22 protein-coding genes are annotated in these 23,101 nt (G+C 73.8%); 10 read left to right on the forward strand and 12 right to left on the reverse strand.

Annotated elements, in window-relative coordinates; translation table 11 throughout:
* Window position 1 precedes the first annotated feature (1 nt).
* The 10 genes from CKY47_RS22580 to CKY47_RS22625 form a co-directional block, all read right to left on the reverse strand.
* Window positions 2-925, reverse strand: a complete 924-nt coding sequence (locus tag CKY47_RS22580) for a glycosyltransferase family 2 protein (RefSeq protein WP_306747960.1) — start codon at window positions 923-925, stop codon at window positions 2-4.
* Between the two features lie 65 nt (window positions 926-990).
* Window positions 991-1,998, reverse strand: coding sequence for a thymidylate synthase (locus CKY47_RS22585; protein WP_306747961.1), 1,008 nt, complete (start codon window positions 1,996-1,998; stop codon window positions 991-993).
* 22 nt (window positions 1,999-2,020) lie between these two features.
* On the reverse strand, window positions 2,021-2,956 hold the full coding sequence (locus CKY47_RS22590; protein ID WP_306747962.1) for a phosphotransferase family protein: 936 nt from the start codon (window positions 2,954-2,956) through the stop codon (window positions 2,021-2,023).
* On the reverse strand, window positions 2,953-3,456 hold the full coding sequence (locus CKY47_RS22595; protein WP_306747963.1) for a nucleoside 2-deoxyribosyltransferase: 504 nt from the start codon (window positions 3,454-3,456) through the stop codon (window positions 2,953-2,955). The genes CKY47_RS22590 and CKY47_RS22595 overlap by 4 nt, the downstream gene beginning before the upstream one ends.
* On the reverse strand, window positions 3,453-4,376 hold the full coding sequence (locus tag CKY47_RS22600) for a deaminase (RefSeq protein WP_306747964.1): 924 nt from the start codon (window positions 4,374-4,376) through the stop codon (window positions 3,453-3,455). The genes CKY47_RS22595 and CKY47_RS22600 overlap by 4 nt, the downstream gene beginning before the upstream one ends.
* On the reverse strand, window positions 4,373-5,911 hold the full coding sequence (locus CKY47_RS22605) for an HAD-IA family hydrolase (protein WP_306747965.1): 1,539 nt from the start codon (window positions 5,909-5,911) through the stop codon (window positions 4,373-4,375). The genes CKY47_RS22600 and CKY47_RS22605 overlap by 4 nt, the downstream gene beginning before the upstream one ends.
* Window positions 5,908-6,621: a TenA family protein gene (locus CKY47_RS22610; RefSeq protein WP_306747966.1), complete on the reverse strand. Its 714-nt coding sequence runs from the start codon at window positions 6,619-6,621 to the stop codon at window positions 5,908-5,910. The genes CKY47_RS22605 and CKY47_RS22610 overlap by 4 nt, the downstream gene beginning before the upstream one ends.
* A 13-nt stretch (window positions 6,622-6,634) precedes the next feature.
* A complete protein-coding gene (locus CKY47_RS22615) occupies window positions 6,635-7,609 on the reverse strand; it encodes a cupin-like domain-containing protein (RefSeq protein WP_306747967.1) in 975 nt (324 codons plus the stop codon).
* Window positions 7,610-7,622: 13 nt separating this feature from the next.
* Window positions 7,623-9,521, reverse strand: coding sequence for an asparagine synthase (glutamine-hydrolyzing) (asnB, locus tag CKY47_RS22620; RefSeq protein WP_306747968.1), 1,899 nt, complete (start codon window positions 9,519-9,521; stop codon window positions 7,623-7,625).
* Between the two features lie 5 nt (window positions 9,522-9,526).
* Window positions 9,527-10,630, reverse strand: a complete 1,104-nt coding sequence (locus CKY47_RS22625; RefSeq protein ID WP_306747969.1) for an aspartate/ornithine carbamoyltransferase family protein — start codon at window positions 10,628-10,630, stop codon at window positions 9,527-9,529.
* Between the two features lie 566 nt (window positions 10,631-11,196).
* Here CKY47_RS22625 and CKY47_RS22630 point away from each other — a divergent pair.
* The 10 genes from CKY47_RS22630 (at window position 11,197) to CKY47_RS22675 (ending at window position 20,844) form a co-directional block, all read left to right on the forward strand.
* A complete protein-coding gene (locus tag CKY47_RS22630) occupies window positions 11,197-12,147 on the forward strand; it encodes a streptomycin biosynthesis protein (protein ID WP_306747970.1) in 951 nt (316 codons plus the stop codon).
* Complete coding sequence (locus tag CKY47_RS22635) at window positions 12,144-12,515, forward strand: peptidase inhibitor family I36 protein (RefSeq protein ID WP_306747971.1); 372 nt, start codon at window positions 12,144-12,146, stop codon at window positions 12,513-12,515. Before CKY47_RS22630 ends, CKY47_RS22635 begins: the two co-directional genes overlap by 4 nt.
* A 137-nt stretch (window positions 12,516-12,652) precedes the next feature.
* On the forward strand, window positions 12,653-13,957 hold the full coding sequence (locus tag CKY47_RS22640; RefSeq protein ID WP_306747972.1) for an MFS transporter: 1,305 nt from the start codon (window positions 12,653-12,655) through the stop codon (window positions 13,955-13,957).
* Entirely contained in the window at window positions 13,930-15,105 is a 1,176-nt protein-coding gene (locus tag CKY47_RS22645; protein WP_306747973.1) for a radical SAM protein, read from the forward strand. Before CKY47_RS22640 ends, CKY47_RS22645 begins: the two co-directional genes overlap by 28 nt.
* A 3-nt stretch (window positions 15,106-15,108) precedes the next feature.
* Complete coding sequence (locus tag CKY47_RS22650; RefSeq protein ID WP_306747974.1) at window positions 15,109-15,369, forward strand: acyl carrier protein; 261 nt, start codon at window positions 15,109-15,111, stop codon at window positions 15,367-15,369.
* Window positions 15,366-16,601, forward strand: a complete 1,236-nt coding sequence (locus CKY47_RS22655) for a hypothetical protein (protein ID WP_306747975.1) — start codon at window positions 15,366-15,368, stop codon at window positions 16,599-16,601. Before CKY47_RS22650 ends, CKY47_RS22655 begins: the two co-directional genes overlap by 4 nt.
* A complete protein-coding gene (locus CKY47_RS22660; protein ID WP_306747976.1) occupies window positions 16,591-17,571 on the forward strand; it encodes a Gfo/Idh/MocA family protein in 981 nt (326 codons plus the stop codon). Before CKY47_RS22655 ends, CKY47_RS22660 begins: the two co-directional genes overlap by 11 nt.
* Window positions 17,568-18,569 carry a phosphotransferase family protein gene (locus CKY47_RS22665; RefSeq protein WP_306747977.1) on the forward strand — a complete coding sequence of 334 codons (1,002 nt, stop codon included), beginning with the start codon at window positions 17,568-17,570 and terminating at the stop codon, window positions 18,567-18,569. The genes CKY47_RS22660 and CKY47_RS22665 overlap by 4 nt, the downstream gene beginning before the upstream one ends.
* On the forward strand, window positions 18,566-19,624 hold the full coding sequence (locus tag CKY47_RS22670; RefSeq protein ID WP_306747978.1) for a hypothetical protein: 1,059 nt from the start codon (window positions 18,566-18,568) through the stop codon (window positions 19,622-19,624). The genes CKY47_RS22665 and CKY47_RS22670 overlap by 4 nt, the downstream gene beginning before the upstream one ends.
* Window positions 19,621-20,844 carry a condensation domain-containing protein gene (locus tag CKY47_RS22675; protein ID WP_306747980.1) on the forward strand — a complete coding sequence of 408 codons (1,224 nt, stop codon included), beginning with the start codon at window positions 19,621-19,623 and terminating at the stop codon, window positions 20,842-20,844. The genes CKY47_RS22670 and CKY47_RS22675 overlap by 4 nt, the downstream gene beginning before the upstream one ends.
* On the opposite strand, the gene CKY47_RS22680 is transcribed toward CKY47_RS22675, so the two are convergent.
* Both CKY47_RS22680 and CKY47_RS22685 read right to left on the reverse strand, forming a co-directional pair.
* On the reverse strand, window positions 20,738-22,075 hold the full coding sequence (locus CKY47_RS22680; RefSeq protein ID WP_306747981.1) for an MFS transporter: 1,338 nt from the start codon (window positions 22,073-22,075) through the stop codon (window positions 20,738-20,740). The two genes, CKY47_RS22675 and CKY47_RS22680, sit on opposite strands and share 107 nt — an antisense overlap.
* 20 nt (window positions 22,076-22,095) lie before the next feature.
* The gene (locus tag CKY47_RS22685; protein ID WP_306747982.1) at window positions 22,096-23,037 is read right to left on the reverse strand and encodes a hypothetical protein; all 942 of its coding nucleotides are present in this window, start codon (window positions 23,035-23,037) and stop codon (window positions 22,096-22,098) included.
* Window positions 23,038-23,101: the final 64 nt, after the last annotated feature.

Consider the following 23,101-nt stretch of genomic DNA (forward strand, 5'->3'; position numbering starts at 1 on the left):
GTCAGCCGTTCATCGCCTGGTCGAGGCGGTCGTGGATCTCACCGGTCGGCACGTCGCCGACGTACTCGCCGTGCACCAGCCGGACCATCCGCTCGTACCAGTAGGCGGGCAGCATGTCGCCGCGCCCGAGGCGGGCCAGCGCCAGCTCGTACGTGTGCCGGACGTACTCCCGCGAGGACTTCGCCCGGCTGCCCGCGGGCAGCGGCCAGCGGGAGAACTGCGCCACGTGCGAGTCGTAGAACATCCGCAGCACGCGCGCCGTCTCGGCGGGCGGGTCCGGCGCCTGGTCGTAGCGGGGCAGCCGGTGGTACACCCCGGTGGCCCGGTCGAGGTGCGCGAACCGGTAGGAGAACTTGTCGGCCAGGGTCAGCCAGAAGTCCCAGTCCTCCACCACGAGCAGCTCGGGGTCGAAGCGCGCGCCGCGCTCCTTGGGTGAGCGCATCGTCACGCCCACCGGCGGGATGAAGTTGGTGACGTGCAGGAAATCCGCGTCGAAGGGGATGTCGAACGCGGGCCAACCACCGGACTCGTGCGTCATGCCGACCGGCGCGCGGGTCGTGGAGACCATCGTGGTGGTGTAGACGAGGTCGGCGTCGGTGGTGTCGAGCACCTCCAGCGTGGACCTGAAGTGCTTGGGCAGCAGGACGTCGTCGTCGTCGAGGAACGCCAGGTACTCGCCGCTGATCGCCTCGATGGCCGCGTTGCGCGCCGTAGAGGGGCCCGCCCCCTTGGGGTAGCCGATCAGCTTGACGTCGAGGCGGTCGCGGAACGGCGCGACGACCTCGTCGACGAGTTCGCCGCCGTCGTTGACGACGACCACCTCCATGGCGTCGCCGAGGCCCTGGCCGGCCAGGCTGGACAGCGACTCGGCCAGCGAGCGCGGGCGGTCCCGCGTCGGGATGACGACACTCAGCTTCGGTGACACGTGCGAGATCTCCTTGTGTTCGGCACGGGAGGACCCGTGTGGTGGGAACGGCCTGCCCGGCGCCGTCAGAGCGCGGCGGCGACCCGGTCGCGCCAGCAGTTCCCGACGAGACCGGCGTAGAGGGGGTCGAGCATGTCCATCAGGTCGGGGTCCACGGTCCGCTCGTGCTTGCGGCGCGCGTGCAGGCACAGCAGCGCCAGCACCTGCGCCCAGTAACGCGGCAGCCCGGACTGCTCGACGTCCCGGCGACCCAGCCGGACGGCGCCCGCGCGCACCTGCCGCTCCAACTCGACGACCCGGCGGATCGCGGGCCAGTTGTCGCCCGCCGGCATCGCCGGGAACGGGTCCGTGTGCACGGCGGAGCCCTCGTCGGCCAGCACCCGGTCGGCGAACGCGCTGTCGGACTCGTACAGGTGGTAGGAGCCCGCGACGTGCGTGTAGGTGCCCAGTTCGAGGCCGAGCTGGTGGGCCAGCACCTCCTGGAGGAGGGTGAAGGAGAAGACGTCGCTGGCGGTGCCCCGGTAGGCGTCGTTGGCCCGCATGAACGCCACCGCGTGCAGGCGGCCCTCGCGGATGACGAACTGGAGGCCGATGGTGCAGGCGACGTCCGGGTTGTCGGTGACCAGCAGCTCCTCGGGGGCGAAGATCTGGATCAGCGCCCGCTTCGAGTCGGGGTCGGCGCGCAGCGTGTTGACGACGCTGTCCCACTGGTTGAAGCCCGCCCCGCCGAAGTTGAAGATCCGCGGCCCGTACGCCGTACCGCGCAGCGTCCGGCCGTCCGCCGAGTACTTGTCGATCGACGGCGCGTAGAAGCTCATGAACTCCAGCGAGTCGCTCGCGGACAGGTACCACAGCGCCTCGGCGAAGTTGAACACGATGTTGGTGCGCCTGCCGGGTACCCGGACGACGCGCTCGCGCGGGTCGGCCAGCCGGTAGGAGACCCCGAGGATCTCCCGGCTGCGGAAGCCGCGCGGCGCGTTGCGGAACTCCGGTTCGTCCCGGATCTTGCGGAGGTGCGCGAGGTAGGCGTCCTGGAAGGTGGCGTAGGTGTGCGCCGGCGTCGCGGCGGTCATGGTGCTTCCCCTCGTGGAACCGTCATCGTCCCCTCACCCAGTTCTCCAGCCGTGCCCGGTAGACGGGCACCAGGTCCGCCTGCCACCGCGCGAAGTACCCGAGCTGGCTCAGCGCGTAGAGCCCCGTGCCGAGCCGCAGCCGCGGTTCGTCGGACGGGTCCGCCGGGAAGTGCTCCCGGTAGGACTCCAGGAACGGCTCCTCGCTGCCGGGCCACCACTCGAACAGCAGTTCGGTCAGCTTGCCGAAGTCCGCGAACCGGTCGCGGAAGCGCGCGTGCTCGAAGTCGAGCAGCGCCGACGGTGTGCCGCGGTCGACCAGCACGTTGTCCAGGTACAGGTCCCCGTGCACGAGCGAGGCCGGTCCCGTCGGCCCCAGTTCGCCGATGGCCCGGTGGAACGCCGACTCGACCGCCCCTCGCCCGGCGGGCAGGAGGTCCTCGTCCACCGCGGCCAGCACGCGGCGCACGTCCTCGGCCGCGGCCTCGCTCCACGAGTGGCCGCCGCCGCTGTCGGTGACCGCGCCGAAGGTGTCGCGCCGGACGCCGTGCAGCAGCCCGACCCACTCGCCGAGCCGGCCGGCCAGGTGCCGCAGGTCCGCCCCGTTCCGGCGCAGCGCGGTGGCCGCGTTCTCGCCGGGCCGGAACTCCTGCACGACCACCGGCAGGCCCAGGCGCGTCGTCGGCGCGAAGGCCCGGTAGCGCACGGTCGGGACGCCCGCCTCACCGGCCAGCCTGGTGGCGGTCAGGGTGGCCCGGACGTACTCGGGGTCGTCGGTGCGGCCGGGCACGCGGACCAGCAGCCTGCCCTCGTCGGTCTCCGCCAGCCACAGGCGGTTGCTGTAGCTCGCCGGACCTGGCTGGAGGGACGACACGGCGGTGGTCGGGCAGAGTTCGGCGAGCACGGCCGCGACCTCCTCGGTCTTCAGCTCGCCGATGCCCCGGGGGTCGTCCCCGCTCACGGCGCGCAGACCGCCGACAGGGCGTCCTCGAACGCCGCCCGGTCGAACCTGCCGCCGATCGTCTCGACGATCGCCGTACGCGTGATGTGCCGCAGGCCGTACACCATCAGCGCGTAGTCCTCGTCCTTCTCCAGCAGCAGCACGATCGGCTTGCCCAGCGCCGAGGCCCACCCCAGCTCGATGTGCGTGCCCAGTGATGCGGGCGGGCCGGGCACGGCGACGAGGACGTCCGAGGCCGCGATCTCGTCGTGGTCGAGCTTCGTGAAGTCGTCGGGCTCCAGGAACGCCTCGCCCCACCGCTCGCGCCGGTGCGCGTTGTGCACCTCGCACCCGCTGTCCTCGAAGTAGCCGATGAGCAGCTCGAAGCGCTCCCGGTCCTGCGGGCGCATCGCCCCCGTCTCCGGGTCGACCAGCTTGAAGAACGGTCCGGCCACGAAGACCGTGCGCAGCCCGAGCCGTCGCGCCGCGGTGTCGGCGGGCGCGTTGTCGATCGTGCTCATCTCTCTCCAGGTTTCGTAGGGGTGTGTCGCGCCTGACGGCCGAAGAGCAGCTCGTAGGCGCCGGGGCCGACGCCGGTGAACGGCACCAGCGGCATCCGACCGGACCCGTCGGGGCGCACGGTCACGGAGTCGGCGTGGAACGACGGCGCCGCGTCCGGCTGCGGCCCGAGGAAGACGACCCGGGCCAGCCCGGCGCACACCAGGTGGCGCAGGCACTGGCGGCACGGCTGGGCCGTCACGTACATCGTGAGGCCCGCGACGCGGACCCCGGAGCGGGCGGCGCACACGAGGGCGGCCATCTCGGCGTGCACCACGCGCCCCAGCGACTCGAAGCTCTGCGCCGGCGCACCGCCGTGGCCCACGCCGTAGGAACCCTGTCCGCCGTCGAAGGCCGCCAGCAGCCCGCCGACCAGCTCCGGGGGCTCCGCCGGCAGGTGCGCGCCCATGCCCGCCAGCAGGTCGAGCAGCACCTCCACGGTCGCGGTGCGCGCGGCGGACGCCGGGTCGACGCCGAAGACGAAGTCGCGGGCGTCGTGCTCGTCGCCGTCCCAGTACTGGCCGCCCCACGCGGGGACCTCGACCGTGCCGACCGCCACGACGTCGCCCCACGCGTCGGTGAGGGCCGCGCCGAGCCCGCCGCGCAGCGCCGCCGACCGGAGGGCGGCCCCGTAGGCGGCGTGCATGCCGAACTCCGCCCGGCTCGGGGTGACCCGCCTGCGCAGTTCCACCAGGTCGATCAGCCGGTCGAGCCCGGTACCGTCCCGGTCGGTCACGAACAGCGGGTCGTGCGCCGACGCGCCCGAGAAGGCCGACTCCGTCGTCACGACCCGGATCCGGGCGCCGCCGGGCGCCGCGGCGCCGCCCCCGATGCCCAGGCGGTCGCGGACCGGTCCCTCGTCGCTGACCAGCGTCACCGTCACCGGGGCACCTCGCTCGTGGACACCAGGGCCACCTCGTCCAGGCCGCCGACGACCAGGTCGGCGTGCGAGAAGTCGTTGTGCACGGTGATCCGGTTGGGCACCGCCACGCACCGCAGCCCGGCGGCCTTGGCGGCGCTCACCCCGCGCGCGGAGTCCTCGAACGCGATCGCGCGCGACGCCGCCACGCCCAGCTCGTCCAGCGCGATCAGGTACCCGTCCGGGGCGGGTTTGGGCGGGTGCTCCCCGCTCGTCACGATCAGGTCGAACGCGTCGGCGTCGAGCCCGAGCGCGTCCATCTGGCGCCGGACCCACTTCATGGGGGAGTTGCTGACCAGGCACAGGGTGAACCCGCTGGTCGCGCAGTGGTCCAGGAACCGCCGGACGCCGGGCAGCACGGTCAGCATCCCGTCCCGCACGACCCGTCGGGCCTGCTCCATCGCCTCCCGGTCGAGCGGCGCGCCCGCGAACCCCTCCAGCTCGTCCCACGGGGAGAGCGGGTCGTCGCCGCCGCACCGCGCAGCCCAGGTCGCGGTGTCCAACCGCCGGCCGTACCGGCCGTACAGCTCGTTCCACGACCGCCAGCCGGCGTACTCGGTGTCGATGAGCAGCCCGTCGAAGTCGACCAGCACGGCGTCGCACTCCAGCCGCACCGGTGGGGTCCGCTCGGCGGGCAGCACCTCGGTCTCCAGCACCCGCCGCGCGGTCTCGCTGTTGCGCCGCTGCTCGAACTCGTTCTCGAAGTACCAGCGAGAGACGAACAGGTTGCGCCACAGCGAGTACAGCGGCGCGAGCAGTTCGACGCGCTCGCGCAGCGCGCCGTCGGCGCCGTAGCCGTCGAGCACCTCGTCCCGGCGCCACGGGTGGAAGTGCGTCAGCACGACCAGGTCCATCACCGGGTCGCCCCAGCCGACGTCGCCGAAGTCGACCAGCACCACCCGATCCCCGTGCACGAGCAGGTGCCTCGCCTGGAGGTCGCCGTGCACCAGCGCGCGGGGGGCCGGACCGGCCGCGGCGAGCGTGCGCAGGGCGTAGCGGCGCACGGCGTCGGACTCGGCCTGGTCGAGCAGCCCGCGCTCGACCGCCGCCGCGCACTCCACCGCGACGCGGTGGTCCACGTGCTGCTCCCACTCGCCGACGCCGTCGCAGAACATCGCCGTGCCGGGCGGGACGGGGGTGTCGTGCAGGGCGCGCACGGCGGCCCCGGCCACCCGCCACGGCGCGTCCTCGTCGACCAGGGACCGCGTGGTGGGCACCTCCTCCAGCACCAGGAAGTGGAACCCGTCGTGCCCGTGCCACAGGACGAGGGGGACCGGCGCCCCCGCGTCGGCCGCCGCGAGCAGCCCGGTGCGCTCGCGGTGGTGCCGCACCCCGTCGGTGTCGACCTTCACGACGGCACGCCGCCCGTCGGGCAGCGTGGCCCGGCAGACGGCCCGCCGGTCCCAGTCCACCTCCGGCGGGTCGAGGTGGACGGGACCGCCGAACCGCGCGGTCAGGCACCGCCGGGTGGCTTCGACGTACCAGTGCGGCCCGCTCACAAGTCCAGCACCTGCGGCTGGAAGTCCGGGTGCCCGACGACGGGCCACGCCGGACCGGGTTCCAGCGCGTCGTCGAAGACCGCCACCTGGTGCTGGGTGCTGCGCACGAACAGGCGGATCAGGTGGTCGCGCCGGCCGGGCTCGCGCGCGACCTCGTCCTCCATCAGGCCGACGTGCGCCTCCAGCATGTTGTACATCTGCTTGTCGGCGTAGATCCGCGCCCAACGCCGGTACGCCTCCGGCCCCTGGACGTCCACCGACTCGAACCGCCGGCCGACGACCTTGGTGAAGAACGTGCACGGCAGCAGGGCGGCTGCGGTGTCCCCGGCGGTGCCCTCCAGGGCGGCCCGCAGGAGGTGGTTCGCGTACGCCTCCCGGCGCGGTGACAGCGACCAGCGGTCGAACCGGGGGTTCCGCACGCCCAGCGATTCGAGGATCTCGCGCTTCGCGGCCAGCTCCTTGGCCACGAACACGTCCTTGAGCAGTTGGGTCGCGGCACGCGACCAGTCCGACCCGACCGGTGCCTTGGCCAGGGCCAGGGCCACAGTCTGGTGCAGGTACGGGATGAACGGCGCGTCCTCCAGTTGGAAGCGGACGAACCGCTCGACCGGGAGCACCCCCTTCTCCAGCGCCTCGAACCAGGGGTGGTTCTCGTAGTAAGCCCAGGCCGGGCCGGCGGCCTCGATGCAGTCGTCGACGAGCGAACCCATGTCCTGCCCCTCCCTATTCCGACGCGGCGGACAGCAGGCTGTCGGGGGTGGCCTCCAGCTTCCGCACCCGCACGAGCGCCTCGACGAACTCCCGCTCGCGCTCCTCGAAGTTGACGCGGTTGCGGCGCAGGAAGTCCACGATCGTGTCCACGTCGTGCACCGGCTGGTTGGTCAGGTCGCGCAGGGACGAGCCCTGGCTGAGCTGGAACAGCGAGACGTCCGGCGACTGCGTGGTGTTGAACCGGACCGGCATCGAGATGTTGCCGTCGTCGAGCGTGACCACCTGGTGCATCCAGAACGGCGGCACGTACAGCACCTCGCCCGGTGCGAGCACGCCCTGGTACACCTGCTCCAGTTCGCCCAGCACGGGGGCGTCCTCCGGCACGATGTCCGCGTGCGACAGGTCGTAGCGCGCCTCGGCGGGCCAGTCCCGCTGCAGCCGGGCCGCGTCGAACGGGTGCACCATCAGGTAGCGCTTGTGCCCCGAGATCTGGAACAGCAGGCCGTGCCACTGGTCGTTGTGGAAGGGGGTGGCGTTGCCCGCCTGTCCCATCCAGATGCCGGTCCACGCCGGGTTGAACTCGCGGCCGGTGTCCGGGATCTCGAAGTCGGCGGACAGGTTCTCGTACACCGCCGACCCCGGCTCCGCGCGCAGGTAGTACGAGCGGTCCGGGTCCTCGCGCTCGACGCCGAAGATGTGCTTGACGACCGTGGCGAAGCTGGTGGTGACCTTCTCGTTGACCTGCTGGAGGACGGTGCCCTGCAACGACTCGTCGGTCACGAACGCGGTGACCTGCTCGTCGCCGCACCGCTCGACGAGGTGCTCGGCGGTCCACTTGCCGACGGCGGCCCACTTGTCGGCCACGTCCTCGATCACGACGGGCAGGCCGCCGTAGCCCGCCCACTCGCCGGGGTCCGCCCCGTTCGGCCGCGCGCTGGGCAGACCACTGATCCGCGGCGCGGGACGGGTCGTCGGTTGCCTCGTCATGGCTTCCTTCCCTTCATCGGACGTAGAGGTCGTGCAGGATGTGCAGGCCCAGCAGGTGGTTGTGGACCTTGTCGTGTTCGTTGGCGGTCGCGTTGTCGGCCGGCAGCTCGGCCAGGAACCGCAGCGTGCGGTCCGGGTCGCAGATCCCGACGTCGGCGATCCGGTCACGGGTGAGGTACTTCCCGACCAGCCGCGCCCGCCCGTGCGCGCGGGCCTCGGAGCGGTGGGCGGGGGGCGCCATGAACGCGAACTTGCGCCGCTCGTAGAGGAATTCGGGCATCGCGTGCCGCAGCGCCTCGCGCAGCACCCACTTCTCGGTGCCGTTGCGGATGCGCAGGGCGGGCGGCACCCGCACCGCCGTCTCGGCGACCAGGTGGTCCAGCAGCACCGGGCGGGTCTCCACGGCGTTGGCCATGTCCACCCGGTCGCCTCCCCAGCTGAGGATCTGGCCGTCCAGCATCGTCTTGGCCCAGGTGTACTGGGCCCGGTCCAACCGGCCCCGGTGCTCCAGCGCGGCCGGGTCGAGCGCCTGCGCCACCGCCTCCAGCGGGTCGTAGTCGCCGAGCGCGGCGAGCAGGCCGTCCGCCAGCAGGGGGCGCACCAGGCGCCACGTCGACACCCACGGCTGCACCCAACCGGGCGTGAACCCCACGACCCGCTCGAACCCGGGGTGCCGTTGCGCCGTCGCGGGCAGGATCGCGCCGACGAACAGGTCGTCGGCCCGGTTGAGATCGGGGGACACGTGGTCGAGCGCGAACGCCGGGTAGCCCGCGAACAGCTCGTCGGCCCCCTCGCCGGAGACCACGGCGCGCACGCCCCGTGCGGCGACCATGCCGCTGAGCTGCATCTTGGCGACGCCGAGCGTGTTGTAGAACGTCCGCTCGCTGTGCCACACCGCCCGGACGTAGTGCTCGTCGTACAGCTCGTCGTCGTCCACGTGCCGCACCGCCAGCCCGACGCCGGCGTGCTCGGCGACCTTGGCCGCGATGCCCGACTCGTCGTAGGCCGGGTCGGAGAACGCGATGGTGAACGCCTCCGGCGGCTTCTGCGCCAGGGCCGCCGTCATCCCGAGCAGCGCCCCGCTGTCCATGCCGCCCGACAGGTACAGCCCGACCGGGACGTCGGCCTCGACGCGCACCGCGAGCGCGTCGGTCACCGCGTCGCGCACCGCGTCGACGTGCGCCTCCGGCTCCTCGTCGCCCCACCCGCCCTCGTGCGGGAACTCCAGGTCCCAGTACCGGTGCGCGCGCACGCGCAGCCGGTCGCCGTCGCGGTCCACGACGAGCAGGTGGCCCGGCCGCAGCGACTCGACGCCCTCGAACGCGGTCGAGCCGGGCACCATCACCTGCACGAGCTGGTTGACCGCGGCCGTCGCCGACAACCGCCGCGGCACCGCGGGGTGCTCCAGCAGCGCCTTCGCCTCGGACGCCCAGCCGAACACCGCGCTGCCGACGTGGAAGAACAGCGGTCGCACGCCGAACCGGTCCCGGGCCAGCACGAGCCGGTCGCGTTCGGCGTCGAACAGGGCGATGGCGAACTCGCCGCGCAGGTGGCGCACGAAGTCCAGCCCGTGCCGCCGGTAGAGCGGCAGCACCAGCTCGCTGTCCGACTTGGTGGCGAACCGCTCGCCGCGCGCGGTCAGCTCCGCCCGCATCCGCCGGAACCCGTAGAGCTCCCCGGCGACGGTCGCGACGACCGACCCGTCCGGGGCGGTCATCGGTTGGGCGCCGCCCGAGCCGAGGTCGTTGATGGCCAGCCTGGTGTGGCCCATCGCCAGGCCCGCCGCGGGCCGCGCGCCGGAGCCCGGCCCGTCGGGGCCGCGGTGGCCGAGCACGGCCAGCATCCGGTCGAGCACGCGCGGCGCGTCCGGCGCGAGCCGTTCGCACGTCATGAACCCCGCGATGCCGCACACGGGTGTCAGCCCCCGTTCCGGGCGAGCGCGCCCAGCCGGCCGGTGATCGCCAGCAGCAGCGCCTGGCGCACGAACACCGCGCCGGCCGCCTGGTCGAAGTACAGGTTGTGCGGCGTGTCGTCGAGGTCCGTGCCCAGCTCGTCCTGCCGGGCCAGCGGGTGCATGACGACGGCGTCCCGCTTGAGCGGCACGGTGGCGTCGAGGCGGGTCTTCGAGCCCAGCACCTGGTACTCCCGGTCGACCAGGGTGAGCGAGTTCTGGTACACGACGTCGAACTCCCCGGCGCGCGGCTCGAACTCGGTGTCGCAGCGGTGCTCGACACCGGCGCCCTCCAGCACCGCGGCCAGGCCCTCGCCCAGCGGCCGGTGGTCGTCCGACACGACGGTGATGTCCCGCACGGCGCGGGGGAAGTGGGTGGCGGTCATGAGCAGGAAGCTGCGCATCGACCGCATCCGGCGCGGCGTGCCGAGGAGGCACAGCGAGATCCGGCTGTCCCGGTCGGGGTCGGGCGAGGCCAGTGCCGGGCGCCACTTCAGCAGCGCGTACCAGTCGGCCATCGCCTGCGTCGGGTGCTCGTGGCAGCCGTTGCCGCCGTTGACCAGCGGCACCGCCGTGCCGGACGAGCGGATCTCGTCGACCGAGTCCTCCGCGGTGTGGCGCAGCACGACGACGTCCGCGTAGGAGTCGAGCATCATGCCGGTGTCGGCGAGGGACTCGCCCTTGTGCACGCTGGTGAAGCGCGCGTCCGGGATGCTGATCACCGCCGCCCCCAGTCGGTGCGCCGCGGACTCGAAGGACAGCCGCGTGCGCGTGCTGGGTTCGAAGAACGCGGTGAGCACGACCTTCCCCGCCAGCGCCGAGGCGGGCGCGGTCCCGGCCACCTGGAGCCCGGCGGCCACCGAGAACAGCCCCAGCAACTCGTCGCGACCCACGTCCGACGTCGATATCACGGATCTCCCGGCGATTCGGTGCAGCGCCGCCGGCACGCCTGTCGCCAACGGTCGCGGATCGGTCACCCGGCGGCCGAGGGTGGGTGCGGTCACGCTCTCGGGTGACCGGTTGACCGGCATATTCCCTCCACCGCGTCGATGACGTGGGAAAAAGTACATGAATGCCCAGTGGGTGTGAAGCGGCAATCCTGTCCGTAAATGCTCGGACGGGCCAGCGAGAATTGAAAATAGCACACGAGAGGTGGGCGTCAGTCGGCCGATCGGGTGATGCGGAGATCGGGTACCGGGAATCCCGAGAGGCGTGACCGGTCGCGTGCATTCGACCGGGGGCGCGCGTTCAACCGTCGAATTTCGATGATTGCACGACGTTCGCGCTGGTCAGCGCGCTGTCGTGCATCCGCTTGGCGTTGTCGTCTCACTTCGTGGTTACCTGCCGGGTCTTTGCCCGCCCCGCCCTGCGCGTTACCGTCGTCGGCTCGTGCCCTTCCTTGAAGCCGCCTTGACGTTCGGCGTACACTGAGTTTCATTAAGGTGTGAATCGTCAGTGTGAAAGCCGCGCGCCGCCTGTCGCCGCATATCGGGACGGGTGGCGCGTACGGATGTGCGCACCGCCGCTCATCGATGTCGGCGCCAGGGGGATATGCATGCCGATCGACAACGGCATTGATTTTGATGGACCGGTCGACCTGGGGGGTCGCAATGCGGGGGCACCGTCGCTCGTGCCCGTGGAGCACCTCGAAATAGCGGGTTCGCCACGACTCGACGGGGAGGACCCGGAGCACACCAGGCTGCTGGCGGAGGTGGACACACCGCTGCCGCCGGTCCTCGTGCACCGGCAGACCATGCGCGTCATAGACGGCGTCCACCGCGTGCGCGCCGCGGTCCTGAAAGGGCAGCGGACGATCGCCGTCGAGTACTTCGACGGCGACGAGGACGGGGCGGACATCCGCGCCGTGCAGGCCAACCTGCGCCACGGGTTGCCGCTCTCGCTCGCGGACCGGCGGGCGGCGGCGGGGCGGATCGTCGCCCGGCACCCCGACTGGTCCGACCGCGCGATCGCGACGCTGGTCGGCCTGTCCTCGGACACGGTCGCCGCCGTCCGCGGACGCACGGCGGCCGGGGGCGGGCAGAGCGGCACGCGGGTGGGGCGGGACGGGCGGGTTCGCCCGTTGGACGCCAGCCAGGGACGGCGGCGGGCCGAGGCGGTCCTCGCCGAACGGCCCGATGCCTCGCTGCGGGAGATCGCCCGGGAGGCCGGGATCGCGGTGGCCACCGCGCGCGACGTGCGGGACCGCGTGCGGCGCGGGCTCGACCCCGTGCCGGCCGCCCAGCGGTCGGCACGGACGGGGGAGCGGCAGGTCGCGCCGGAGGTGTCCATACCGGCGCAGACCAGGCGCATGAGCACGAGGGACCTGTCGTCGACGCTGGGCTCCCTGAAGAAGGACCCCTCGCTCAGGTTCACCGAGGACGGCCGGCGGCTGCTGCGCTGGCTGGACTTCCACCTGCTCAGCCTCGACGCGGACACCTGGATGACGGCGGCGGTGCCCCCGCACTGCGCGCAGTTGATCGCCGAGCTCTCCAGGCAGTACGCGCAGAGGTGGCAGGACTTCGCCAAGGCGATCGAGAACCGCGCGCACCGACCGGTGCCGCACGACCACCACGAGGAGAAGGCATGACCAGGACCAAGCGGACCGCCGTGCTCGCGAGCGCGCTGCTCGCCATCGGGCTCACCCACGCCGGCGTCGCGCAGGCGGACGACCTCCGGGCGGCGGGCACGTGCGACTTCGCCGACACGCTCTGCCTGTGGGACCAGACGAACTTCAACGGCGCGCAGATGAACCTCATGCCGCTCCCGCCGAGCAACGCCACCTGCGTCGACCTCGCCGCGCACGGCTGGGGCGGCCGCGTCCGCTCGGCCATCAACACCTCGTCCAAGACGGCCGCGCTGTTCATCACCACGGACTGCACCGGCCACCCCTACGGCGTCAGCGGCAGCGCCCCGTCGGTCGGCATCGCGGCCAACAGCGTCTGGGTCCAGCGCTGACGCGTTCCGCGAGGCGCTGACCGATCGGGTCCGTCCCGCCGGCGGGACGGACCCGGGCGCCCCGGAGGAGTGCGTGTGGTCGAGGGTCCGCGGTTCGACGAGGGGGAGCGCGAGGCAGGGTGGGGGACACCGAGGTCATGACAACGTTGTCGGCCAGTGGGGTGCGTCCTCGCGGCGGCTTCGGGTTGTTCTGGGCGAGCCAGGCCGCCGGCGCGGCGGGCGACCGGCTCAGCGGCTTCACCGCCCCCACGGTGGCCATCCTGGTGCTGGGCGCCTCCGACGCCGAGGTCGGCGTCGTGGCGGCGGCCGGGTGGCTGGCGTACCCGGCGGTCGGCCTGCTCGCCGGGGCGCTGCTCGCCCGGGCCAGGGTGCGGCGGGTCGTGGTCGGGGCCGAACTGGTCAGGTTCACCGCGTTCGCGGCCATCGCGGCGGCGGTGGTGTGCGGGTGGCTCACCTCGGTCGTGCCGCTGGTGGCCGCCGTCGCCCTCGCCGGCGTGGCCACGGTGTTCGTCGACCTCGGCAACCAGGTGCAACTGCCCGCGCTCGTGCCTGCCGGGCGCCTGGTCGGCGCGAACTCCCGGCTCCAGGGCACGGACAGCGCCTCCAAGCTCGCCGGACCGGCGCTGGGAGGCGCCGCCGTCGGTGCCCTCGGTCCCGCGGCGGCGCTGGCGCTGGGCGCGCTGCCGTTCCTGCTGTCCGCCTCCTGTCGCGCCCGCGTGCCCGCCCCGACGGTCGCCGCCCCGGTGGCCGCACCAGCGGGGCGCGAGCCGGTCGCGCTCCGCGTGCGCGACGGGCTGCGCTTCACCTGCCGCCACCCCGTGCTGGGGCCGCTGGTGACCAGCGGCGCGGTGCGCGCGCTCGGCACGGGCGCGGTGGACGCGGTCCTGCTGCTGTTCGCCTATCGCGTGCTCGGCATGTCGGCCGCGGGCACGGGTCTGCTGCTCGCCGCCGGCGCGGCGGGCGCGCTGGTCGGCGTGCTGTGCGTGGGGCCCCTGGTGAACGCCCTGGGGCCGCGCCGCGCGCTGCTCGCCTCGGTCGCCGAGGGGCTGACCTGGTGCGCCGTCCCGCTGTGCCTGGTGTTGCCCGCCCCCGTGCCGGTCCTGTTCGCGATCCGCGTCCTGTCCGCGTTCTGGACACCCGCCTGGGGTGTGGTCGGCACCAGCGTGCGGCAGCGGCTCGCACCACCCGAGCGGCAGGCCGCCGTGCACGGCACGACCCGGGTGCTGGTGTCATCGGCCATCCCGCTGGGCTCGCTCGGGGGTGGCTTGGTCGCGGGCGCCGCGAGCGGCCCGCTCGGCCCGCCGACGGCCCTCGCCTGCGTGATCGTCGCGGGCGGCCTGTGCATCGCCGGCTCGGCTCTCCTGCTCCCGTCCCACATCCCCGCCGACCGCCCCAACACCCCCAGGGAGGACCGATGCACCCGACGACCAGCCGGAAGCTGAACGCCAAGGAGTTCGCGGACATCAAGCACACGGTGTCCATCCGCTCGGCGGCGCGGCGCAACCTGCGCGCCGACCCAGGCTACGCCGCCGCGCTGCCGCAGGAGGTGAGCCTCCAGCTCACCTACCGCTGCAACCTGCGGTGCACCCACTGCTACCAGTGGAACGAACAAGGCTTCTTCCGGGACTTCAGCTCCGAGAAGCAGCGCACCGAACTGGACGTCGCGGTGGTGGAGGACGTGCTGCGGACCACCGCGCCCATCCGGTCCAAGCTGTTCCTGTGGGGCGGCGAACCGCTGATGCACAGCCGGTTCGGCGAGATCGCCGAACTGCTCGAACGCCACCCGCGCACGGTCAACATGTGCACCAACGGCCTGCTGTTCAAGCGCAGGCTCGACGACCTGCTGCGCATCGGCGAGAACCTCAACCTGCTGGTCAGCCTCGACGGCCTCGGCGAGGACCACGAGGCGCTGCGCGGGCGCGGCACCTTCGCCAGGACCACCGAGAACATCAGGCGGGTGCTGGAGCTCAAGCGCGACGGTGAGTTCGGCGGCGAGGTCTCGTTGTCCTGCATGGTCTCGCACGTCACCGTCGGCAGGATGTACGAGTTCATGGAGTGGGCCGAGGACCTGGGCGTCAACACGGTCTACTTCCAGTTCCCCTGGTACATCAGCCCCGAGGTCGCGCGGGCCATGGACGAGCTGTACGAGAAGTCGTTCGCCTGGCTGGACAACGACACCGGCACCGGCCGGCCGACCTGGCACTCCTACACCTACCGGTTGCCGCCCGAGCAGCTCCCGGTGCTGCGCGAGTCGATGGCGCGGCTCGCCTCCCGGCGGTGGCGGGTGCGGGTGCGCTACCAGCCCCAGTTGGCGGCCGACGAGGTGGAGGACTTCATCCTCGGCACCTCCCGCCCGGCGCAGCACCGCAGCAAGTGCCTCGCGGTGTCCAACCGGATGGAGGTCCACGCCGACGGCAACGTCAGCTCGTGCAAGTTCTTCCCCGAGTTCGTCGTGGGCAACCTCTACGACACCGGCGTCGCGGACCTGTGGCTCGGCGAACCGTTCCGGAAGGTCCGCGAGATCCTCTCGGCGGGCGGCATGATGCCCGTCTGCTCCAAGTGCATCCTCCTCTACCTGAATGGACTCTGAACCGTGGACGCGGTGTACCGGAAGCTCAAGGACGTGCTGGTCGAGGTGCTCGCCAACGGCACCACCGCCGACGGGATCGCGGACGACGCGGACCTGGTGGACGAGTACGGGCTGGACTCGTTGCAGATGATCTCCTTCCTGCTGGGCGTCGAGGACGCGTTCGACGTGGAGCTGGACTACGAGTCGCTGGACCTGGACCACCTGCGCTCGGTGCGCCAGTTCGGGGACTGGGTGGCGGAGCTGGACGGCGCGGTGGTGGCGTGAGGCCGGCCCTGCGGCTCGGCGCGTTCGACGCCGAGCGCTCGTGGCGGCCGGCGGACCTGGCCCGGCTGCCCGCCGCGCGGCGGGCCGGCCACCAGGTGGAGGCGATGGACGAACTCCTCGCGGGCCTGTGCGCGCCCACCGACACGCTGGTGACCAGGCGTCCCCTGGCCCCGGGGCTGCGCGCGGGGCTGGCCGCCGCCGGCCTGCTGTTCCGGCACCACGTGGTCCGCGACGGACCCGCCGGCACGGTGGAGGAGCTGTTCGGCGCCGACCCCGCCGCGCCCGACCTGCTGCGACGGCACGACCTGGCGCCGTACGCGGTGACGGCGGGCGTCGTCGCCCTGGACCCGACCGCGGACCTGCCGGCGGTGGACGACGTGGCCCGGGTCAACTCGAAGGTGTGGTCCAACGACCTGGTGGTGGAGCTGGGCCTGCCGGGCGCGGGCGTGGTCGTGCGGTCGTCGCGGGAGCTGGAGCGGGCGGTGACCGCCGTGGCCGGCCCCGCGGTGGTGAAGGACCCCTACGGCGTCTCCGGCGGCGGCGCGCTGGAGGTGCGCACGCCCGGTGTGCTGCGCGCGATCACGCGCGTGCTGGACGGGCGGGTCGCCGCGGGCGAGCGGGTCGAGCTGGTCGTGCAACCGCTGTACGACAAGCGGCACGACCTGTCCGCCCACGTCGACGTGGGACGCGACGGGGCGTGGCGCTGGCGGGGGGCGTGCCTGGGCCGCAACCGGGGGTTCCGCTACGCGGGCTCCGGCCCCCTGGACGGGGCGGCGGCCCGGGTCGAGCCCGCGCTGAGGGAGGCGGCGGGGGAGGTCGCGCGGCGGGCCTCCGCCGAGGGCTACCGCGGACCGCTGTCGGTCGACGCGATGGTCCTCGCCGACGGACTGCTGGTCCCGGTGCTGGAGGTCAACGCCCGGGTGACCCTGGGCAGGCTGGCGCTGGAGCTGGACCGGCGGTGGGGCGGGGAGCGGGGGCGCTGCCACCTGTGGCAGGCAGAGCTGGCCGTCCCGCCGGGCACCGGGGTCGACGACCTCGTGCGCGCGGTGCGCGAGGACGACCTGCACGAGCGGTGCGTGGTCCTCGGCGGGGGCGTGGTGGCCCCGCCGACCGGACGGGTGCACTGCGCGCTGCTGTGCGGGCCCACCGGCCTCGCCGACCTCCGGGAGCGGGTACTCACGTCGTTCGGCCGCACCGGGGCGCGGGAACGGGGTGCGGCCCGTGCGGCTTGAGCTGGGGCTGATCGGCGCCACGGGCATCGCGGAGCGCACGGTGGTGGCGCCGAGCCGCGCCGTCCCCGGCGTCTCGCCGGTGGCGGTCGCGGCGAGCGACCCCGACCGGGCCGCCGCGTTCGCGGAGCGCCACGGCCTGCGCCGCGCGCACCGCGACTACGCCGCGCTGGTCGAGGACCCGGAGGTGGGCGCGGTGTACGTGTCGCTGCACAACTCCGCCCACCACCGCTGGGCCTCGGCCGCCGCGCGGGCGGGCAAGCACGTGCTGGTGGAGAAACCGCTGTGCCTGACCGCCGCCGAGGCGGCCGACCTCGCCGCCGCCGCCGCGGAGGGCGGGGTCCACGTCGTCGAGGCCGTGCCCACCGCGGGGCACGCCTGGCAGCGGGAGGTGCGTGCGGCGGTGCTGGACCACCGCTGGGGCCCGCTGCGCGCCGTGCGCACCCGCATCCGCTTCGCCCCGCCCGCGCCCGGCGGCTTCCGGCTGCGCCCCGACCTGGGCGGCGGCGTCTTCCGGGACTCGGCCTGCTACTGGACGCAGGCGGTCCAGGCCACCGCCGGCCTGGCGGGCGCGCACGGCGGCGGGAAGGCCGTCCGCGACGTGCCCGGCGGCGTCGACGTCGGGTTCGCCGCCCACCTCGACCTGCCCGGCGGCGTGCGCGCCGAGCTGGACTGCGCCTTCGGCGACCGGCACGTCGCCGAGCACGAGTTCCGCTTCGACCAGGCCCTGGTGAGGGTGCGGGGCTTCCTGCGGCCAATCGCGGGCGCGCTGCCGCTCAACCTCACCGTGCGGCACGCCGACGGCCGTTCCCGGGTCCGGTCCTTCCCACCGGTCTCCTACTACGACCGGCAGTTGCGCCGGTTCCACGCGCTCGTCGCCGACGGCGTCGGGCCGGGGGGCGAACTCGCCGCCGCGGCGGAGCGGGTGCGGCTGATGGAGCAGATCCACGACGACGCCGAGGAGGCAGGGTGAGCGACGACGCGAAGGTGCGGCCCGACCGCGACCAGCTGACGGGCGCGCTGCGCCGAGCCGGGGTGGCGGCCCCGGAGCGGGCGCGCTTCGAGGAGGTGACGGCGGGCACGTTCAACACCGTCTACCGGGTCGTCACCGCGGACGGGCGTCGACTGGTGCTCAAGATCGCGCCGCCGGCGGCGGTCGCCGGCATGTCCTACGAGCACGACCTCCAGGTCACCGAGGCGGCCTTCTACCGCGCCGCGGCACGCGCCCTGCCGGTGCCCGAGGTGGTGCACGCCGACTTCGGCCGGGACGTGCTGCCCTCCGACTGGCTGCTGATGACCGAGCTGCCGGGGGAGAACTGGTACGACAGCCGCGACCGGATCGACGCGACCGGCCGCGCCGCGCTGCGCGAGCGGCTGGGCGAGCTGGTGGCGGGGCTGCACCGCGTCACCGGTGACGGGTTCGGCTACCCCCAGGACGGCCTGGTGGCGGACTGGCCGACGGCGTTCACCGCGATGCTGGAGGCCGTGCTGGCCGACGCCGACCGCTACGCCGTCGACCCGCCGGTGTCCGCGGACCGGCTGCGGCGGCTGCTCGCCGCCTCCCGGGAGGCGCTCGTCGAGGTCACCACGCCGTCGCTGGTCCACTTCGACCTGTGGGCGGGCAACGTGCTGGTCGACCCGGCCGCGGCGCGCGTCACCGGCGTGGTCGACGGCGAGCGCGCGCTCTGGGGCGACCCGCTGCTGGACATGCCGTCGCTGGCGCTGTTCGCGCGGGTCGAGGACGACGCCGACTTCCTCGCGGGCTACCGGCGCGCGGGCGGTGCGCTGGACACCGCCGCCGCCACCACCCTGCGCCGGCTGGACCTGTACCGCTGCTACCTGTACCTGGTCATGGCCGTCGAGGCCGTGCCGCGCGGCGCGACCGGTCCCGAGGACGAGGCGTTCCGCGACCTGGTGGCCCGGCAACTGCGCCTCGCCGCCGACCGGCTCGACGGGGGGACGACGACGTGATCGAACTGCTCACCTCGGGGGTCGCGCTCGGCGTGCACGTGCCCGGCCTGCTGCTCGCCGACCGCCTCCGCGAGCGCGGCGGGCAGGCGCGGGTGACGGTGCTGGAACGGCTGCTGCCGCCGGAGAAGCTCGCCACCACCGCCGCGATGAGGGCGGCGTTCCACCGCGACTTCCGCGTCGCCCTCGTGGGGCAGCGGATCGCGACGGACCCGGTCGACGCGGTGCCCGGCGACCGGCTCGACGCGCTGTTCGTCGAGTGGGCCGAGCGGCACGTGCGGCGGTTCGTGGTGTTCTCCGGGTACTGGCTGCCCGTCGTGGCCGAGTACCGGGACCGGTACGGCCACGTCGAGGTCGACGTGTGCCACGTCGACTCGACCGCCTCGCCGTCGTTCACGGGCCACCGGGACACCTCGGCGCGGCAGGTGTGGCTGGCAGACGCCGACGCGGGCCGACTGCCCGCCACCATTCCCGTGTCCCGCGAACCGCAGGTGCCCTGGGCGCGGCGCGGGCGGTCGCTGGTGCTGCACGGCGGCGGCTGGGGGATGGGCACCTACCGGGAGCGGGTCGGCGAGCTGCGCGCCGCCGGCTACGCGCTCGACGTGGTGGCGCACGAGGAGGCCGACGCCGAGGTGGACGACCCCGACGTCCGGTACCACCTGATCGACCCGCGGTGGCACCCGTGGCTGGACGACGGGTACCCGCCGTTCGGCAGGCTGCGCCCCGGTCGGCCCACCGCGTTCGCGCGGGGGACCGGCCACCACGGCTCCTTCGACCTCGTGCGCACGGCGATGGCGGCGGTCGGCAAGCCCGGTGGCGGCACGCTGCTGGACTCGCTGTGGTCGGCGACGCCGCTGGTGTTCCTGGAACCCTTCGGCGCGCACGAGCAGCGCAACGGCGAGCTGTGGCAACGCCTCGGGTTCGGGATCACCCTGGAGGCGTGGCGCGACCGCGGCTGCTCGCCGGACGTGCTCGAAGAGCTGCACCTGGCCCTGCGCGGCGCGGCGTGGCGGGTGCCGGACCTCAGCGAGCTGCTGCTGCGGGGAGGCGCGCGGTGAGCACGACCCGGCCGGCGTCGCTGTGGCAGCGCTTCGCCCTGGTCCGCGCCCTCGGTGGCGGCGTCTCCACCGGTCCGCACTTCACCCTGAACGCCGTCCTGCGCGTCGAGGGCGAGTTCGACGTCCGCGCGCTGGTCGCGGCGGCCGGTGACCTGGTGGCGCGGCACGAGCTGCTGCGGACCCGGCTCGACCTCGACGCCGCGGTGCAGGTGGTCGAGGACGCCGTCGTGCCCGACGTCGAGGTGCTGGACGACCCGGCCGCCGTCGACGTGCTGCACCGCCCCGTGCTGTCGACCGCACCCACGCCGCTGGCGCTGCGGGTGGCCCGCCGGTCGCCGCGCGAGCACGTGCTGTCGGCGCACCTGCACCACCTGCTCGGCGACCCGGCCACGCTGTGGCGGCTCCTGGACGACCTCGGGGCGCTCTACTCGGCGCGCTGCGGCGCCCCCGAGCCCGAGCCGCCCACCGGGCAGTTCGGCGACTTCGCGGAGTTCGAGGCCGAGGTGGAGCGGGCGCACCGCGCGGAGGCCGAGGCCTGGTGGGGCGGTCACCTGGGTGGCTCCCGGTTCGCGGTCCCGCCCCCGGTCGTGGGCGAACCGTACGCCCGGCGGCGCACCGTGCTGGCGGCCGAGGACCAGGCGGCCCTGGAGTCGCGGGCACGGGCGCTGCGCGGCAGCCCGTTCGCCGCGCTGACGGCCGTGCTGGTGGCGGGCATGGCCGAGCACGCCACCGGTGGCGACCGCGTGGTGTTCTCCACCCTGTTCCTGCGCCGCGACCACCCGCGCTGGCGGACCCTGGCGGGTCCCTGCATCACCCCGTCCTACCTCGTGGTGCCGTTCGACGCGACGGCGGACGTCCGCGGGCTCACCGCGGCGGCGGCGAAGGCCCAGCGGTTCTCGCGGTACCCGGTGTGGGAGCTGGAGGGTCGCGTCCCCGGCCTCGACGAGCACGCGCCGTTCGTCGAGCTGATCCCGCCGCTGCGGCCGGGGACGATCCCGTTCGGGCCGGCGCGGGCGGTGGTGGAGCGCGCCGCGGGGTCGCGCGACGACGGCAGGCCCGCCAAGCTGGGGCTGCGCCTCCGCAAGGACGACGCCGGCTCCCTCGTCGCGCACGTCAGCGGGGACGGCGCGGGCTGGACCGAACCGATCGTGGACGCGGTCCTGGACGGCGTGGCCGGTCGCTCCCGCGCGCTCGGCGCCACCCGCGCCCCGGCCCGCTGACGCCCGGCCCGGCCCGGACCGCGTCACCCGGCCGGCGCTCGCCCGCCACCCGCTCGAACGCGCGCACGCCCGCCAGCGCGCCCAGGTTCACCAACCCCAGCACGAGCCACGGCAGCCCGGGGCGGAGGTCGAAGAGGGCGGTGAAGAACAGCGGGGCCACGATGCCGGACGCCGTGAACGAGTACTGGAACGCCGCCAGGTAGCGGCCCCGCGCCGCGACCGGCGCGAGGTCGTTCACCAGCGCCGTGGACGTGGGGCCGTGCAGGATCTCCGCGGCGGTGAACAGCAGGGCCGCGCCACCCGCCAGCACCGGCAGCAGCCAGACCGGTCCTCCCGGGGCGAGGGCCGCGAACGAGAAGCCCCACACCGACCACAGGCAGGCCGCGAGCATCAGCACCCGCGTGCGGCGGAAGCGCCGCAGGAACGCGGTGACCGGGGCGGTGAACGCGGCCAGTAGAGCGGTGTTGGCCACCAGGACCGCCGAGGTCACCCACCCCGGGCCGCGCAGCTCGTACAGCACGGTGCTGGGCAGGCCGAGGGCGAGCATCCTGCTGGACAGCGCGAACACCGCGTTCAGCGCGGTGAAGCCGAGGAACGGCCGGTCCCGGAGCACCGCCCGGTAGCCCGTGCCCACGTCGTCCGGGTCGTGCGCGCGCGCCGGCACGCGCACGAACAGCGCCAGCGCCACGGCCGAGACCAGGTAGCAGCCCGCCGCGGAGCGGGACGTCGCCAGGTACGCCCCGGGCTCGTCGACGGACAGCGCGATGCCGCTGATCAGCACCCCGGTGCCGAACCCCACCAGTCGGAAGGTGTTCACCCAGGCGAACCACAGGTCCTTCGCCATCGCGGAAGGGCTGCCGTCGGCGAAGTCGGCCACCGCGGTGAACACCACCGACCAGAAGACCCGCACCCCGGCGGCCACCGCCAGCACCACCGCGAAGACCTCCGCCGGGTGCGACGCCCAGCCGTAGCCGAGGAACCCGGCCGCCTGGAGGACGTGCGACCCGATCACCAGCGGGAAGGCCCCGTACCGGTCAGCCAGGTAACCGACCCAGACGGGCAGCGGCAGGGTGAGCAGGGCCGCCGCGCTCAGCATCGCGCCCAGCGAGACCTGCGGCACGCCGGCGAGTTCGACGAAGTAGATCAACGAGAGCGGGACGTACAGGCCGCTCCCGATCGAGTCGACGAGCAGCGCGCCGACGAGCACCGGGCGTCCCCGGCTGCGCGCCACCGGACCCCCGTGACCGGACCTCACCTGCCACCCTGTGCCGTGAACCCCTTGGGCACCTCGTCGGCCAACGCGGCGACCAGGTCCAGCCGCCTGCGCCGCACGAAGCGCTCGGTCAGGATGCGGGCCCGCTGCCACGGACCCGACGGGACGTGGGCGGCGTCGTACCGGTCGGGCGGCTGGAGCCTGCCGTCGAGGGAGTCCTGGATCATGCGGCGGTCCCCCGCCCGCGGGTCGCCGGACACCCGGTGCACCAGGTAGACGCTGTCGTCGTCGAGGAACTCCTGGAGTTCGTCCGGGGCGTACCAGCGCAGGGTCAGCGCGTGCGAACCCGGGTTGGCCAGGGCGCGGCACCCCATGCTCACCGCCAGCGTCGGGTAGACGACCTCCTCCAGCACCTGGAGGCGCGACGCCTCCGCGCGCTCGACGATCCGGTCGAGTTGCGGCAGCGCGGCGAGCTTCTCGACGTACTCCCGGCCGAAGACCTGACCGGGGCTGAAGCTGTGGTACGGCGACGGGCTGCCCGTCAGGTCGCGCCACCCCTCGTGCCACTTCCACCGAGCCCGGCGGCCGATGGGGTTGTCGGCCCACCCCGGCCGCACCTTGTGGAAGTGGGCGCCAAGGTAGGCGGCATCGCCCATGATCCTGCCCAGGTACTCGGCGAACCCGGGCTTGATGAGCATCATGTCGGGTTCGACCAGCACGAGGTAGTCGGGCACGCGCGACGTCTCCGTGAGCCACCGCGCCGTCTCCGCCAGCAGCCGTGTCAGGTACGAGTAGCGCAGGCGCCGGCTGTACGGGTTGACGTCCGCGCCGATGCCGGTCAGGTCGAACTCCGGACCGCCCCCGTTGTACAGGACGACGTCGTGACCCGGCGCGGCCTGACGGAGGTTGTCGAGCAGCAGTTCGACCAGAGGGCGGTTCGTGTTGACACAGGCCAGGAAGCACAGCGAGGGAGCGGCCATGACAGGTCTCCTCGTGACGTGGGTTCCACTCCCGACGCTACCCACGGGCTCCCGGCTGTACGAC

The sequence above is a fragment of the Saccharothrix longispora genome, assembly GCF_030852425.1.
In the GTDB taxonomy this organism is placed as follows: domain Bacteria; phylum Actinomycetota; class Actinomycetes; order Mycobacteriales; family Pseudonocardiaceae; genus Actinosynnema; species Actinosynnema longispora.